Consider the following 331-nt stretch of genomic DNA (forward strand, 5'->3'; position numbering starts at 1 on the left):
CACCGTTGAGCGCGGAGACGGCACTCACGTGCCGCCCGCCCTGAACGCGCAAGGCGCTCGCGAACACTCCCCCGCCGCTCCACTTGAGGTCGGCGCTGCCCACGACCCCCCGGAGGCGGGCCTGGCCGTCTGCGCGGCGCTCGCAGCTGTCGTTGGCGCTGCACTCGGTGAAGCCGGGCAGCTCGACGTCGCGCCAGGCGGGGCGGTGGATGTCGAACAGCGTCAGCGAGCCTTCGACGCGCTGCGTGCCGGTCTTCAGGCCGATCTCGGTCTGGCGGCTCTTCAGCGCGGGCAGGGCCTGGCCGCGGTTCTTGAAGCGCGCGCGGTTGGG

General features: G+C 73.4%; 1 pseudogene. It reads right to left on the reverse strand.

Annotated elements, in window-relative coordinates:
* A pseudogene (locus tag ACG04Q_RS25595) lies at positions 1-331 on the reverse strand (TonB-dependent siderophore receptor); the annotation flags it as partial.

The organism is Pelomonas lactea (assembly GCF_043555885.1).
GTDB classification, from domain to species: domain Bacteria; phylum Pseudomonadota; class Gammaproteobacteria; order Burkholderiales; family Burkholderiaceae_C; genus Pelomonas; species Pelomonas lactea.